This window comes from Streptomyces sp. NPDC052079 (assembly GCF_040680275.1).
Classification (GTDB): domain Bacteria; phylum Actinomycetota; class Actinomycetes; order Streptomycetales; family Streptomycetaceae; genus Streptomyces.
The window spans coordinates 830,822-845,365 of sequence record NZ_JBFAWL010000001.1; the positions used below are offsets into that span (position 1 = coordinate 830,822).

The 14,544-nt window shown below is 69.1% G+C and carries 16 protein-coding genes; 11 read left to right on the forward strand and 5 right to left on the reverse strand.

Annotation, left to right across the window (positions count from 1 at the left end):
- The first annotated feature begins 72 nt into the window (after positions 1 to 72).
- From AB0L56_RS04040 to AB0L56_RS04085, 10 genes are all read left to right on the forward strand, one after another.
- Entirely contained in the window at positions 73 to 510 is a 438-nt protein-coding gene (locus tag AB0L56_RS04040; protein ID WP_365418631.1) for a hypothetical protein, read from the forward strand.
- 273 nt (positions 511 to 783) lie between these two features.
- Positions 784 to 1,554: a F0F1 ATP synthase subunit A gene (gene atpB / locus AB0L56_RS04045; protein ID WP_365418867.1), complete on the forward strand. Its 771-nt coding sequence runs from the start codon at positions 784 to 786 to the stop codon at positions 1,552 to 1,554.
- 76 nt (positions 1,555 to 1,630) lie between these two features.
- Positions 1,631 to 1,867: an ATP synthase F0 subunit C gene (gene atpE, locus AB0L56_RS04050; RefSeq protein WP_093768138.1), complete on the forward strand. Its 237-nt coding sequence runs from the start codon at positions 1,631 to 1,633 to the stop codon at positions 1,865 to 1,867.
- 38 nt (positions 1,868 to 1,905) lie between these two features.
- Complete coding sequence (locus AB0L56_RS04055; protein WP_365418634.1) at positions 1,906 to 2,454, forward strand: F0F1 ATP synthase subunit B; 549 nt, start codon at positions 1,906 to 1,908, stop codon at positions 2,452 to 2,454.
- Complete coding sequence (locus AB0L56_RS04060; RefSeq protein WP_365418637.1) at positions 2,451 to 3,266, forward strand: F0F1 ATP synthase subunit delta; 816 nt, start codon at positions 2,451 to 2,453, stop codon at positions 3,264 to 3,266. Before AB0L56_RS04055 ends, AB0L56_RS04060 begins: the two co-directional genes overlap by 4 nt.
- Before the next feature lie 133 nt (positions 3,267 to 3,399).
- A complete protein-coding gene (gene atpA, locus AB0L56_RS04065) occupies positions 3,400 to 4,992 on the forward strand; it encodes a F0F1 ATP synthase subunit alpha (protein WP_361028777.1) in 1,593 nt (530 codons plus the stop codon).
- 21 nt (positions 4,993 to 5,013) lie between these two features.
- Positions 5,014 to 5,934, forward strand: coding sequence for a F0F1 ATP synthase subunit gamma (locus AB0L56_RS04070; protein ID WP_365418640.1), 921 nt, complete (start codon positions 5,014 to 5,016; stop codon positions 5,932 to 5,934).
- On the forward strand, positions 5,931 to 7,367 hold the full coding sequence (gene atpD, locus AB0L56_RS04075; protein ID WP_361028771.1) for a F0F1 ATP synthase subunit beta: 1,437 nt from the start codon (positions 5,931 to 5,933) through the stop codon (positions 7,365 to 7,367). Before AB0L56_RS04070 ends, atpD begins: the two co-directional genes overlap by 4 nt.
- Positions 7,368 to 7,498: 131 nt before the next feature.
- Entirely contained in the window at positions 7,499 to 7,873 is a 375-nt protein-coding gene (locus AB0L56_RS04080) for a F0F1 ATP synthase subunit epsilon (RefSeq protein ID WP_365418643.1), read from the forward strand.
- A gap of 128 nt (positions 7,874 to 8,001) precedes the next feature.
- Complete coding sequence (locus AB0L56_RS04085) at positions 8,002 to 8,448, forward strand: DUF2550 domain-containing protein (protein ID WP_365418646.1); 447 nt, start codon at positions 8,002 to 8,004, stop codon at positions 8,446 to 8,448.
- Between the two features lie 88 nt (positions 8,449 to 8,536).
- Here AB0L56_RS04085 and AB0L56_RS04090 read toward each other — a convergent pair whose 3' ends face one another.
- The 3 genes from AB0L56_RS04090 to AB0L56_RS04100 form a co-directional block, all read right to left on the reverse strand.
- Entirely contained in the window at positions 8,537 to 10,360 is a 1,824-nt protein-coding gene (locus tag AB0L56_RS04090; RefSeq protein ID WP_365418649.1) for a glycoside hydrolase family 18 chitinase, read from the reverse strand.
- Between the two features lie 136 nt (positions 10,361 to 10,496).
- Positions 10,497 to 11,138 carry a response regulator transcription factor gene (locus AB0L56_RS04095; RefSeq protein ID WP_365418652.1) on the reverse strand — a complete coding sequence of 214 codons (642 nt, stop codon included), beginning with the start codon at positions 11,136 to 11,138 and terminating at the stop codon, positions 10,497 to 10,499.
- Entirely contained in the window at positions 11,138 to 12,328 is a 1,191-nt protein-coding gene (locus tag AB0L56_RS04100) for a histidine kinase (protein ID WP_365418655.1), read from the reverse strand. The genes AB0L56_RS04095 and AB0L56_RS04100 overlap by 1 nt, the downstream gene beginning before the upstream one ends.
- Before the next feature lie 152 nt (positions 12,329 to 12,480).
- On the opposite strand from AB0L56_RS04100, the gene AB0L56_RS04105 reads away from it, so the two are divergent.
- Positions 12,481 to 13,065 carry a hypothetical protein gene (locus tag AB0L56_RS04105; RefSeq protein ID WP_365418658.1) on the forward strand — a complete coding sequence of 195 codons (585 nt, stop codon included), beginning with the start codon at positions 12,481 to 12,483 and terminating at the stop codon, positions 13,063 to 13,065.
- Positions 13,066 to 13,081: 16 nt separating this feature from the next.
- Here AB0L56_RS04105 and AB0L56_RS04110 read toward each other — a convergent pair whose 3' ends face one another.
- Positions 13,082 to 13,654: a cob(I)yrinic acid a,c-diamide adenosyltransferase gene (locus AB0L56_RS04110; protein ID WP_365418661.1), complete on the reverse strand. Its 573-nt coding sequence runs from the start codon at positions 13,652 to 13,654 to the stop codon at positions 13,082 to 13,084.
- Positions 13,655 to 13,663: 9 nt separating this feature from the next.
- A complete protein-coding gene (locus AB0L56_RS04115; RefSeq protein ID WP_365418870.1) occupies positions 13,664 to 14,347 on the reverse strand; it encodes a 1,4-alpha-glucan branching protein in 684 nt (227 codons plus the stop codon).
- Positions 14,348 to 14,544 lie beyond the last annotated feature (197 nt).

The following is a 14,544-nucleotide window of genomic DNA, read 5'->3' on the forward strand; positions in this document are numbered from 1 at the left end:
TCTCACCCGGCCCGGGGGTCTACGCTCGTCCATGACGACACCCCTGCCCCCTGTGAAAGCGGAGTTGCCGCCATGCCGTCCCATGACGCCCGGAACCTTCTGCAGTGCGCTGTGCCCACAGCGGCTGCGGGTGCGGTCGCCGTTGCCGTCAGCGGTGCGGTGGCCGGCGGCAAGGGTGCGCTCGGCGCGGCGGTCGGCACGGTCCTGGCCATCCTGTTCATGGGAGTCGGCCTCTACGTCCTGCAACGGACGGCGAAATCACTGCCGATGCTCTTCCAGGCCATGGGACTGATGCTCTACGTCGCCCAGTTGCTGCTGCTCCTGGTCTTCGTCTCCCTCTTCAAGGACACCTCTCTCTTCAACCCGAAGACATTCGCGATCGGGCTCGTCGTGGCCACCGTCGTATGGATGGCCGCGCAGGCCCGCGCGCATATGAAGGCCAAGATCTTCTATATCGATCCGGACTCCGAGAAGAGTGAGAAGCCCGAGAAGACGGGGCCGCCGTCGTGACGGGTAGGGCCGGGATAAGGACCGCTGACAAGTCCTGCTATCGTCCGGTGCCAACTGCGGCATCGCGGGCGCGGGCATCCAAGCTGACGCCTGCTCAATCGCGAGGCTCGATGCCCCCCAGCCGCCCCCACATCCGTAACACCTGTCCGGTGCCGACCCGCGGCATTGCGCCGCGCCGACACAACGAGGTTGCCGAACCTATGCGTCACGCCGAAGGAGCCCGCGGTGAGTGCTGACCAGACCCAGCTCGCCTTTGACTGGAGCTGTCGGATCATGTCCGACAACGGGTGTGGTTTTCCGGCTCCGGGCCTGCACTCGTTCCTCTTCAAGCCGATTGCCACCATCGGCGGGTTCGAGTTCAACAAGGTGATACTGCTGGCCCTTTTGACCTCCGTCCTCGTCGTCGGCCTGTTCTACGCGGCCTTCGGCAAGGCCAAGGTGGTGCCGGGCAAGATGCAGCTGATCGGTGAGGCCGGCTACGACTTCGTCCGCCGCGGCATCGTCTACGAGACCCTCGGCAAGAAGGAGGGCGAGAAGTACGTCCCCCTGATGGTCTCGTTGTTCTTCTTCATCTGGCTCATGAACATCTGGTCGGTGATCCCGCTGGCCCAGTTCCCGGTGTCGTCGATCATCGCCTACCCGATGGTCCTGGCGGCCATCGTCTACATCCTGTGGATGTCGCTGACCTTCAAGCGGCACGGCTTCGTGGGCGGTTTCAAGAACCTCACCGGGTACGACAAGTCGCTCGGCGCGGTCCTGCCCCTGGTCATGGTCATCGAGTTCTTCTCGAATACCCTGGTCCGCCCGTTCACGCACGCGGTGCGACTGTTCGCCAACATGTTCGCCGGTCACCTGATGCTGGTGATGTTCACCGTCGCCTCCTGGTACCTGCTGAACAGCTGGATGATCCCGGCCGCCGGCGTCTCGTTCCTGATGACGATGGCCATGATCGTCTTCGAACTTTTCGTGCAGGTCGTCCAGGCGTACGTCTTCGTACTGCTGGCCTGTTCGTACATTCAGGGCGCTCTCGCCGAGCACCACTGAGCCCCTCCCGCTTCACAGCCCCAGAACGTCCGGTGGCCAACCCCCGCCGGTCCATGAAAGAGAAGGAAGAATCAGCATGGCTGCCACTGAGACCCTCGCCGCTGTCTCCGGTTCGCTCGGCTCCATCGGCTACGGCCTCGCCGCCATCGGCCCCGGCATCGGCGTCGGCATCATCTTCGGTAACGGCACCCAGGCCCTCGCCCGTCAGCCCGAGGCGGCCGGCCTGATCCGCGCCAACCAGATCCTGGGCTTCGCCTTCTGTGAGGCGCTCGCCCTCATCGGCATCGTTATGCCGTTCGTGTTCGGTAAGTAATCACCCCTTACCAGAACGCATCGACGAAAGGCACTGATGTGATCGCCAACCTGGTACAGCTGGCGGCCGAGGAGGAGCAGAGCCCGCTCATTCCTCCGGGCCCCGAGCTGCTCGTCGGCACCATCGCCTTCGCCATCGTGTTCTTCTTCTTCTGGAAGAAGCTGCTCCCGAACATCAACAGGGTTCTGGAGGAGCGCCGCGCGGCGATCGAAGGCGGTATCGAAGAGGCCGAGGCCATGAAGGTCGAGGCCCAGAGCGTCCTTGAGCAGTACAAGGCACAGCTCGCCGAGGCCCGGCACGAGGCCGCGCGTCTGCGCCAGGAGGCGCAGGAGCAGGGTGCCGCGCTCATCGCCGAGATGCGGGCCGAGGGCCAGCGGCAGCGCGAGGAGATCGTCGCCGCCGGTCACGCGCAGCTCGAGGCCGACCGCAAGGCCGCCGCGTCCGCGCTGCGTCAGGACGTCGGCAAGCTCGCCACCGAACTGGCCGGCAAGCTCGTCGGCGAGTCCCTCGAGGACCACGCCCGGCAGAGCCGCGTGATCGACCGCTTCCTGGACGAGCTCGACCAGAAGGCCGAGGCCGCACGATGAACGGAGCGAGCCGCGAGGCCCTGGCAGCCGCCCGTGAGCGTCTCGACGCGCTGACGGACAGCAGGACCGCCGACGCCGCGACGCTCGCCGACGAGCTGGCCGCCGTCACCGCGCTGCTCAACCGCGAGGTGTCGCTGCGTCGGGTCCTCACCGACCCGGCGCAGCCCGGTGAGGCCAAGGCGGAGCTGGTTCAGCGCCTGCTCGGCTCGCAGGTCAGCGGTCCGGCCGTGGACCTGGTGGCCGGCATGGTGCGCTCCCGCTGGTCGCAGTCCCGCGACCTGGTGGACGCACTGGAGGAGCTGGCGAACACCGCCGACCTCACCGCCGCGGAGCAGGCCGGCGCGCTCGACGACGTCGAGGACGAGCTGTTCCGGTTCGGCCGGATCGTCTCCTCCAACGCCGAGCTGCGCGCCGCACTGACCGACCGGAGCGCCCCGGCCTCCGCCAAGAGCCGGCTGCTGCACAGCCTGCTCGGAGGCAGGGCGAACGCGACGACCGAGCGTCTGGTGACGCGCCTTGTGAGTGCGCCGCGGGGACGTAGCCTGGAGTCGGGACTGGAGTCCCTGTCCAAGCTCGCCGCCGAGCGCAGGGACCGCATGGTGGCCGTCGTCACCTCCGCGGTGCCGCTGAGCGACCAGCAGAAGCAGCGCCTGGGCGACGCCCTCGCGAAGCTGTACGGCCGCCGGATGCACCTCAATCTCGACGTCGACCCCGCGGTCATCGGCGGGATCCGGGTGCAGGTCGGTGACGAGGTCATCAACGGCTCCCTGGCGGACCGGCTCGAGGACGCGAGCCGCCGGCTGGCGAGCTGAGCAGCACAATCCGAATAAGGCAGTACGTACTTACGGCCCTGGTTGGGCCGTGTAGAGGATTCACCTCCTTTGGGGGGAGTCCCCATCCCCCCAAGTGAAACTTCGGGCCCAACAAGGAGAGCAGGGAACTCAGATGGCGGAGCTCACGATCCGGCCGGAGGAGATCCGGGACGCGCTGGAGAACTTTGTCCAGTCGTACAAGCCGGACGCGGCCTCGCGCGAGGAGGTCGGTACGGTCACCCTTGCCGGCGACGGCATCGCGAAGGTCGAGGGTCTTCCCTCGGCCATGGCCAACGAGCTGCTGAAGTTCGAGGACGGCACCCTCGGCCTCGCCCTCAACCTCGAGGAGCGCGAGATCGGTGCCATCGTCCTCGGTGAGTTCAGCGGCATCGAGGAGGGCCAGCCGGTCACCCGCACCGGCGAGGTCCTGTCCGTCGCGGTCGGCGAGGGTTACCTCGGCCGTGTGGTCGACCCGCTCGGCAACCCGATCGACGGCCTCGGCGAGATCGAGACCGAGGGCCGCCGCGCCCTCGAACTGCAGGCCCCCACGGTCATGCAGCGCAAGTCGGTGCACGAGCCGATGGAGACGGGCTACAAGGCCGTCGACGCCATGACCCCGATCGGCCGTGGTCAGCGTCAGCTGATCATCGGCGACCGCCAGACCGGCAAGACCGCCCTGGCCGTCGACACGATCATCAACCAGCGCGACAACTGGCGCACCGGCGACCCGAAGAAGCAGGTCCGCTGCATCTACGTCGCCGTCGGCCAGAAGGGCTCCACCATCGCGTCGGTCCGCCGCGCGCTGGAGGAGAACGGCGCGCTGGAGTACACGACCATCGTCGCCGCCCCGGCGTCCGACCCGGCCGGCTTCAAGTACCTGGCGCCGTACACCGGCTCGGCCATCGGCCAGCAGTGGATGTACGAGGGCAAGCACGTCCTGATCATCTTCGACGACCTGTCGAAGCAGGCCGACGCCTACCGCGCCGTGTCCCTGCTGCTGCGCCGCCCGCCGGGCCGTGAGGCCTACCCGGGTGACGTCTTCTACCTGCACTCCCGTCTGCTGGAGCGCTGCGCGAAGCTCTCCGACGACATGGGCGCCGGTTCGATGACCGGTCTGCCGATCGTCGAGACCAAGGCCAACGACGTCTCGGCGTTCATCCCGACCAACGTCATCTCCATCACCGACGGCCAGTGCTTCCTGGAGTCGGACCTGTTCAACGCCGGTCAGCGCCCCGCGCTGAACGTCGGTATCTCCGTCTCCCGAGTCGGTGGTTCCGCGCAGCACAAGGCGATGAAGCAGGTCTCCGGCCGTCTGCGCGTGGACCTCGCCCAGTTCCGTGAGCTGGAGGCGTTCGCCGCCTTCGGTTCCGACCTGGACGCGGCCTCCAAGGCGCAGCTGGAGCGCGGTCAGCGCATGGTCGAGCTGCTGAAGCAGGACCAGTACCAGCCGATGTCGACCGAGGACCAGGTCGTCTCCGTCTGGGCCGGCACCACCGGCAAGATGGACGACGTGCCGGTCGCGGACATCCGCCGCTTCGAGAAGGAGCTCCTGGAGTACCTGCACCGCAAGGAACAGGGCCTCATGACCTCCATCCGCGAGGGCGGCAAGATGTCGGACGACACCCTGCAGGCCGTGGCCGACGCGATCGCCGAGTTCAAGAAGCAGTTCGAGACGAGCGACGGCAAGCTGCTCGGCGAGGACGCCCCGGCCGCTGCCGCCAAGTGACGTAAGGAAGGGACCTGACTCATGGGAGCTCAGCTCCGGGTCTACAAGCGTCGCATCCGATCCGTCACCGCGACCAAGAAGATCACCAAGGCGATGGAGATGATCGCCGCCTCGCGCGTCGTCAAGGCGCAGCGCAAGGTGGCGGCCTCCACGCCGTACGCGCAGGAGCTCACCCGCGCGGTCACGGCGGTCGGAACCGGGTCGAACACCAAGCACCCGCTCACCACGGAGGCGGAGAACCCGACCCGTGTCGCGGTCCTGCTCCTCACGAGCGACCGCGGCCTGGCCGGCGCCTTCAACGCCAACGCCATCAAGGCGGCGGAGCAGCTGACCGAGCGCCTCGAGCGCGAGGGCAAGCAGGTCGACACGTACATCGTCGGCCGGCGCGGTGTCGCCCACTACAACTTCCGCGAGCGCACGGTCGCGGAGTCGTTCACGGGCTTCACCGACGAGCCCTCGTACGCGGACGCCAAGAAGGTCGCGGCCCCGCTGATCGAGGCCATCGGGAAGGACACGGCGGACGGCGGCGTGGACGAACTCCACATCGTCTACACCGAGTTCGTCTCGATGATGACGCAGACGGCGGTCGACTCCCGGCTGCTCCCGCTGCGCCTCGAAGAGGTCGCGCAGGAGACCGCCACCAAGGACGAGATCCTGCCGCTGTACGACTTCGAACCCTCGGCGGAGGACGTCCTCGACGCCCTGCTGCCGCGGTACGTGGAGAGCCGGATCTACAACGCGCTGCTCCAGTCGGCCGCTTCGAAGCACGCCGCCACGCGGCGCGCGATGAAGTCGGCCACCGACAACGCGGGCGAGCTGATCGACAGGCTCTCCCGACTTGCCAACGCGGCCCGCCAGGCCGAAATCACCCAGGAAATCAGCGAGATCGTCGGTGGCGCCAGTGCCCTGGCCGACGCGAACGCGGGGAGTGACAACTCATGACCACCACTGTTGAGACCGCGACGGCTACGGGCCGCGTCGCCCGGGTCATCGGCCCGGTCGTCGACGTGGAGTTCCCCGTCGACGCGATGCCGGACATCTACAACGCGCTGCACGTCCAGGTCGCCGACCCGGCCAAGGAGGGCGAGCTCAAGACGCTGACCCTCGAGGTCGCGCAGCACCTCGGTGACGGCCTGGCCCGCACCATCTCCATGCAGCCCACCGACGGTCTGGTCCGCCAGGCCCCGGTGACCGACACGGGCGCGCCGATCTCCGTGCCGGTCGGTGACTTCACCACGGGCAAGGTGTTCAACACCCTCGGTGAGGTGCTGAACGTCGACGAGCAGTACACCGGTGAGCGCTGGCCGATCCACCGCAAGGCGCCGAGCTTCGACGAGCTCGAGTCGAAGACCGAGATGTTCGAGACCGGCGTCAAGGTCATCGACCTTCTCACCCCGTACGTCAAGGGTGGAAAGATCGGTCTGTTCGGTGGTGCCGGCGTCGGCAAGACGGTGCTCATCCAGGAGATGATCTACCGCGTCGCCAACAACCACGAGGGTGTGTCGGTGTTCGCCGGTGTCGGTGAGCGCACCCGTGAGGGCAACGACCTCATCGACGAGATGAGCGAGTCGGGCGTCATCGACAAGACCGCCCTGGTCTTCGGTCAGATGGACGAGCCCCCGGGCACCCGTCTGCGCGTCGCGCTGGCCGGCCTCACCATGGCCGAGTACTTCCGTGACGTCCAGAAGCAGGACGTGCTGTTCTTCATCGACAACATCTTCCGCTTCACCCAGGCCGGTTCCGAGGTGTCGACCCTGCTCGGCCGTATGCCCTCCGCGGTGGGCTACCAGCCGAACCTGGCCGATGAGATGGGTCTCCTCCAGGAGCGCATCACCTCGACCCGTGGTCACTCGATCACCTCGATGCAGGCGATCTACGTCCCCGCGGACGACCTGACCGACCCGGCCCCGGCCACCACCTTCGCCCACCTCGACGCGACGACGGTGCTCTCCCGTCCGATCTCGGAGAAGGGCATCTACCCGGCCGTGGACCCGCTGGACTCTACGTCCCGGATCCTGGACCCGCGCTACATCGCGCAGGACCACTACAACACGGCCATGCGCGTGAAGAACATCCTGCAGAAGTACAAGGACCTGCAGGACATCATCGCGATCCTCGGTATCGACGAGCTCGGCGAGGAGGACAAGCTCGTCGTCCACCGTGCCCGTCGCGTGGAGCGCTTCCTGTCCCAGAACACCCACGTCGCCAAGCAGTTCACCGGCGTGGACGGTTCGGACGTGCCGCTGGACGAGTCGATCGCCGCGTTCAACGCGATCTGCGACGGTGAGTACGACCACTTCCCGGAGCAGGCGTTCTTCATGTGCGGTGGCATCGAGGACCTGAAGAAGAACGCGAAGGAGCTGGGCGTCTCCTGACTCCCGGGTTCTGACGCGGTGAGCCGCACGGCTCACCTTTGAGGGGGCGGGCGCGTCCCGCCCCCTCTCCCACTACTAGACTTGTAACCAACACCCGGCACAACCGCCGGGTGGTGACCCGAGGAGCCACCTTGGCTGCTGAGCTGCACGTCGCGCTGGTCGCGGCCGACCGAGAGGTCTGGTCCGGCGAGGCCACTCTGGTCGTCGCGCGCACCACGTCCGGCGACATCGGCGTCATGCCCGGTCACCAGCCGCTGCTCGGTGTGCTGGAGTCGGGCCCGGTGACCATCCGTACGAGCGAGGGCGGGACGGTCGTCGCCGCGGTGCACGGCGGTTTCATCTCGTTCGCCGACAACAAGCTGTCGCTGCTGGCCGAGATCGCCGAGCTGGCGGACGAGATCGACGTCCAGCGGGCGGAGCGGGAACTCGCCCGCGCGAAGGCGGAGGACGACAGCGAGGCCGAGCGCCGCGCGGATGTCCGTCTGCGGGCGGCGGCGGGGCGCTGATCCCGGCGCGGTGAGATGACGTCACTCAGCCGCGGCCGGCACCGGAGCGATCCGGAGCCGGTCGCGGCTGAGGCAGATCTGGATGATTTTTCCGTTCCGTTACCTAGGAGACGAGGAGGTCGGTGCCGATGGTCCTCGCTCTGACTGTGTGCGGAATCGTCGTGGCCCTCGTGGTGCTGGGGCTCTTCGTCTTCGGTCTGCGCCGCCGCCTCATCCAGCGGTCCGGCGGAACCTTCGACTGCAGCCTGCGCTGGGACGCCCCCGGACCGGCCGACTCCGGCGGCAAGGGCTGGGCGTACGGGGTGGCACGTTACAACGGTGACCGGGTCGAGTGGTTCCGGGTGTTCTCCTACGCCCCCCGCCCGCGCCGCGTCCTGGAGCGCTCCGCGATCGAGGTGGCCGGCCGCCGCGTCCCCGAGGGCGAGGAGGAGCTGGCGCTGCTGTCCGACGCGGTGATCCTGGCCTGCCGGCACCGGGGTACGCGTCTGGAGCTCGCCATGAGCGAGGACGCACTGACCGGTTTCCTCGCCTGGCTGGAGGCGGCCCCGCCCGGGCAGCGGGTGAACGTGGCCTGAACCCAACGGAACGGTCTGACGTACACGAACCGCCCCCGGACGAAAGCGTCCGGGGGCGGTGCTGTGACGGTGGTGCGGGCTGTGCCGGCTACCTCAGTCCGCTGTCGATGGCGTTCACGAGCTCACCATTGACGGTGTCGCCGCTGAACTCCCAGAAGAAGGCGCCGCCCAGCCCCTGGTTCTTGGCCCAGGACATCTTTCCGCCGATCGTCGACGGGGTGTCGTAGGACCACCAGTTGGTGCCGCAGTGGGCGTAGGCCGTGCCGGCGATGGTGCCGGTGGCGGGGCAGGAGTTCTTCAGGACCTTGTAGTCCTCGATGCCGGCCTCGTAGGTGCCGGGCGCCGCTCCGGTCGCCGAGCCGCCGGGGGCGGACTGGGTGACGCCGGTCCAGCCGCGGCCGTAGAAGCCTATGCCGAGCAGCAGCTTGCTCGCCGGGACGCCCTTCGCCTTCAGCTTGGCGATGGCGGCGGCCGAGTTGAAGCCCTCCTGGGGGATGCCGTTGTACGACGTCAGCGGCGAGTGGGGCGCCGTCGGGCCGTCCTTGTCGAAGGCACCGAAGTAGTCGTACGTCATCACGTTGTACCAGTCGAGGTACTGCGCGGCGCCGCCGTAGTCGGCCGCGTCGAGCTTGCCGCCGTTCGAGCCGTCGGCGGTGATGGCGGCGGTGACCAGGTAGTCCCGGCCGAACTCGGCGCGCAGGGCCCGCGAGAGGTTCTCGAAGGCTTCCGGGCCGCTGTTGTCACAGGTCAGGCCGCAGGCGTTCGGGTACTCCCAGTCGATGTCGATGCCGTCGAAGACATCGGCCCAGCGCGGGTCCTCGACCACGGCCTTGCAGGACTTGGCGAACGCGGCCGGGTTCTGCGCGGCCTGGCCGAAGCCGCCGGAGTAGGTCCAGCCGCCGAAGGAGTACAGCACCTTGATGTGCGGGTACTTCGCCTTCAGCTGGCGCAGCTGGTTGAAGTTGCCGCGCAGCGGCTGGTCCCAGGTGTCGGCCTGGCCGCTGACGGACAGGTCGGCGGTGTAGGCCCGGTCGGTGGCGGCGTAGGAGTCGTCCAGCTTGCACTGGCCGTTCACGACGTTGCCGAAGGCGTAGTTGATGTGGGTTATCTTGGCGGCCGAGCCGGAGGTCACCAGGTTCTTCACGTGGTAGTTGCGCCCGTAGACGCCCCACTCGGTGAAGTAGCCGAGCTTGACCTTGTCGCCGGTGGGGGGCGGCTCCTCGGTCCGGCCGGTGGTGCGGACCTTCACCGCGCCGCTGACCGGACCCGTCTGGTCGGCGGTGTCACGGGCCTGGACGGTGTAGGAGTAGTCCGTGCCCTTGGTCAGGCCGGTGTCCGTGTAGGAGGTGCCGGTCACGGTGGCGACCCTGGCGCCGTCGCGCAGCACGTCGTAGTTCTTGATGCCCTTGTCGTCGGTGGCCGCCGACCAGGACAGCTTCACCGAGGTGTCGGTGACGTTGGAGGCGGTGGGGGTGCCGGGCGCGGAGGGGACCGCGTCGCCGGGGACGGAACTGCCGTCGCAGCTCCCGCCGTTGAGCTTGCAGCCGGAGGGGGAGCCGGAGCCGCTGCCGTTGAAGCCGAAGCTGACCGACGCCCCGGGGGCGAGGGTGCCGTTCCAGCCGACGTTCTTGGCGGTCCAGTGGTCACCGGAGTTGGTGACGGTGGCGTCCCAGGCGGAGGTGACCTTGGTGCCGGAGGGGAAGTCCCACTCGACGGTCCAGGAGTTGATCGTCGTGGTGCCGGTGTTCTTGACCGTCCACTTGCCCTCGAAGCCGGAGCCCCAGTCCTGGGTCTTGGCGTAGGTGGCGGTGGCCGAGGTCGCGGCCTGGGCGGGGCCGGCGAGGGCGACGAGGCCGGAGAGGGGGAGCAGCAGGGTTGCGAAGCCCGCCGCGGCTCTGTGTCTGAAGCGCATGCTGCGCCTCCTTTTGGGGAGAAGCCGTGGGGGACGTGACTGAGCCATCACATCCGCGGTGCCGCGAGAATAGAAAGGTCTGGACCAGGGGTCAATAGGTCTGGACCACTTCTCTCGAGGTCTCCCCGGCCTTCCGCTAGACGCCCAACTCCTGTGCCAGCACTGCCGCTTGCACCCGGCTGCGCAGCTCCAACTTCCCCAGCAGACGGCTGACGTGCGTCTTCACCGTCGCCTCGGCCATGTCGAGCCGCCTGCCGATGTCCGCGTTGGACAGCCCCTCGCCGAGACACGACAGCACCTCGCGCTCGCGCCGCGTGAGGGAATCCAGCACCGCGGGATCGCCCGTCACCGGCCGGGTGGGCTTCGCGGCGAACTCGGCGATCAGCCGCCGGGTGACGGCCGGGGCGACGATGCCCTCGCCGCCCGCCACCGTGCGCACCGCCGTGATGAGGTCCTTCGCCTCCGTGTTCTTCAGCAGGAACCCGGCGGCCCCAGCCCTGAGCGCCCCGAACACGTACTCGTCGAGGTCGAACGTGGTCAGCACCAGCACATCGGCGAGCCCCTCCGCGACCACCTGCCGGGTCGCCGACACCCCGTCCAGGCGCGGCATCTGCACATCCATCAGCACCAGGTCGGGACGGAGCTCGCGGGCGAGGGCCACCGCCCGTTCACCGTCCGCGACCTCGCCCACCACCTCGATGTCGGGCGCGCTGCGCAGGATCAGGACCAGTCCGGCGCGGACGGCGGACTGGTCCTCGGCGACCAGGACGCGGATCATCAGGCGTCTCCTTGCACGGTGTCGGTGACCGGGAGGGTGGCACGCACCACCCACAGCTTGCCCTCCGGGCCGCTCTCCGGCCCGGCCTGGAACGTGCCGTCCAGCAGGGCCGCCCGCTCCCGCATGCCGACCAGACCCGCCCCCGACCCCGGCGCGCGGGGGGTGTCCCGGCCGTCGTAGGGGCTGGTCACCCGGAGCACCAGGGCGTCCTCCGGCCGGCGCAGCCATACGGTGACCCGCCCCGGCGCGCCATGCTTCAGCGCGTTCGTCAGCGACTCCTGCACCATCCGGTACGCGGCGAGCCCGACCGGCGCGGGGACGCCGTCGTACGCGGCGTCCAGGGTGACGTCGAGGCCGTTGGCGCGGGCCCCCTCGACCAGGGTGGCGAGGCTGTCGAGGGTGGGGGTCGCGGCGGGCTCCAGGTCGTCGGCCCCGTCGCGCAGGATGCCGATGAGCCGTCGCATTTCGGACAGCCCCTGGACGCTGTTCTCCCGGATCACGGTGAGCGCCTCCCGGGAGGTCCCGGGACTGTCCAGGGAGAGGGCGGCCGTGGAGTGGATGGCGATCGCGGAGAGGTGGTTGGCGACCATGTCGTGCAACTCGCGCGCCATGCGGGCGCGTTCCGCGGTCACCGCCTGGGTGCGGTCCATCTCGGCGAGCAGCGCGGTCTGTTCGGCGCGCAGCAACGCCGCGTCCGCGGCCTCGCGGTGGTTGCGCACGATGAGCCCGGTGGACGCCGGGGCGAACGACACGACACCGACACCGACACCGATCAGCAGCGCTTCGGGCTCCCGCCACATCGTGTACGGCACCAGCGTGCCGACGACGGTGAGCAGACCGGTGATCCATGGGATGCGGCGTGCGGAGGCGGGCGTGCCGTACAGGACGGCGGCGTACATCAGGTCGGTGTACATCAGGACCGTGGCGATATTGCCCTGGGTGAGGAGATCCCCGACGAGGGCGGCCGTGCCGGTCAGCAGGGCAATGCGCGGAGCGGCCCGGCGCAGCAGCTCGCAGCAGGCGGTGACGACGAGCGGCACGAGGATCGGCCAGCGGCCGTCGAACACCACCATGGGCTGGGTGTCCGGCCGCATGCCCAGACCGATGCCCCACAGCAGCAGCCCGCCGGCGAGCCCGGCAAGCGCGACCCACACGTCGAAGCGGGGAGGACGGGGCAGTCGTACGGCCATGGCCCCATCCAACACGGTGCGCGCACCCGGCGCCTGATCCGCGGGAAGGGTCCTGGACTGCATCTTTCGATGTACCGCGAGTTCATCGGCGGCGACGACGCGTCCGGCTGGTCCGGACGGGAGCCTGGAAGGGTGACCGAGAGGAGCGAACCGTGATCGTCGCCTTGATCGCCGCCTGTGAGATCGGCTTCTGGGTGCTGCTGGCGGCCGGACTGGCCTGCCGGTACCTGCTGAAGATGCCGCGCACCGGACTGGCCCTGCTGCTGTGCGAGCCGCTGCTGGAGGTCGTGCTGCTGGTCGCCACCGCGCTGGACCTGAAGAGCGGAGCGGAGCCGAACTGGACGCACGGGCTGGCCGCGCTCTACATCGGCTACACGGTGGGCCACGGCCACCGCACCGTGAAATGGCTCGACGGCCATGCCGCCCACCGTCTGGCCGGCGCGCCCAAGCCGCTCGGCCCGCCGCGCTACGGCATGGCCCGGGCCCGGCACGAGACCAAGGTCTGGCTGGGCACGCTGACCGCCGCCGTCGTGGCGACCGTGCTGCTCCAGTTCGCCATCTGGTACGTCGGCGACCCGGGCCGCACCACCACCCTCGAAGCCTGGCGCTTCACGGCCTGGCGGGCGGCCGGCATCCACGGACTGGTGGCCCTGGCCTACTGGATCTGGCCGAAACGGGCCCCCGCCGGCGAGCTCGGGGACCGGGCCGCGCGGGAGAAGGAGAGCGCCCGGCGCTGAGCTGGGGAGCGCCCGCTCAGCGCTCCCCGCCCGGGACCCACAGCACGTCGCCGGTCTCCTTGTTCGCGATGCGCGCCAGGATGAACAGCAGGTCGGAGAGACGGTTGAGGTAGGTGGCGGTGAGCGGGTTCATGGTCTCCCCGTGCGCCTCCATGGCCGCCCAGGTGGAGCGTTCGGCGCGGCGGACGACCGTGCAGGCCTGGTGCAGCAGGGCCGCACCGGGAGTACCGCCGGGCAGGATGAAGGAGCGGAGCTTCTCCAACTGCTCGTTGAAGCGGTCGCAGTCCGCCTCCAGCCGGTCGATGTAGAACTGCTCGACCCGCAGCGGCGGGTACTCCGGGTTCTCCACCACCGGGGTCGACAGGTCCGCGCCCACGTCGAACAGGTCGTTCTGCACGCGGGTGAGGACGGCGGTGATCTCCTCGTCGAGACCGCCCAGCGCGATCGCCGTACCGATCACCGCGTTCGCCTCGTTCGCGTCGGCGTAGGCGGAGATCCGCAGGTCGGTCTTGGCGACCCGCGACATGTCACCGAGAGCGGTGGTGCCCTTGTCGCCGGTCCTCGTGTAGATACGCGTCAGGTTGACCATGGGATCAGCCTAGTGCGGCCCGTCCTGCGCCGCGGGAGTGGTGCACAGCACGCACAGCAGGCCCCGGGCGCGGGTGCCGTCGGGCAGGTCCCAGGCGCCCGCCACATGACCCGCCGCCCCCGGACCGGGCAGCGGCGAGCCGTCCGGAGCCGGCCGCAGGGTGCGCAGGACCCGCAGGGCCGTGCCGTCCGGCGCTGACAGTTCGGTGTGCTCCGGGGTGTCCTCCGCGGAGGCGAAGTGCGCGGGGACCGGTCCCTCACCGGCGAAGGCGTGGGTGACCTCCCGGTCGGGGGTGTCGCTGACGTTCTGGGCCTGAGCCTGTGCGCGGCCCTCGATCAGCGCCGCCAATTCGGCGACGGCCACCGGATCGTGGCAGCCGTCGTAGATCCAGCGCCGGCCGAGGACGCCGTGCTCGGCGGTGCCGACGAGGGCGTGCTCCGCTCCGGCGAGGGGAGCGCCGCGGTAAGTGAGCGGCACGAGGTAGGCGTCCGGTGCGGAGCCGGGCCCCGAGGCATCGGTGACGATCATGAATTCGATGCCGACCTCGCCCTTGGGGTCGTCGAGGCGGAAGCCGCCGGCCCTGGCCGGTCGCGGCTCCTTGCCGTCCCCGTGGAACCAGGGGCGCGAGGGCAGCCAGGAGGCCAGCAGTTCCAGCTTGGTGGGGACGAGGGTGGTGCGGTGGATCACGGCCATGCCGAGGTTCTCCTCCGGTCGGGCGGTCATGCCCTCCCACCCTGGCATCCGCCGGTGGCGGCAACCCGGGTGTTCCGCACGGCGGGTGGGGTGCGGGACGTGACGGGAGTCTCACTCCGTGAGACGTGAAACGCGTTACTAAGTCAGTCACACGGACCCTGGTGACCGCTAGTGTCCGCCCGTAGAGAACAACGACA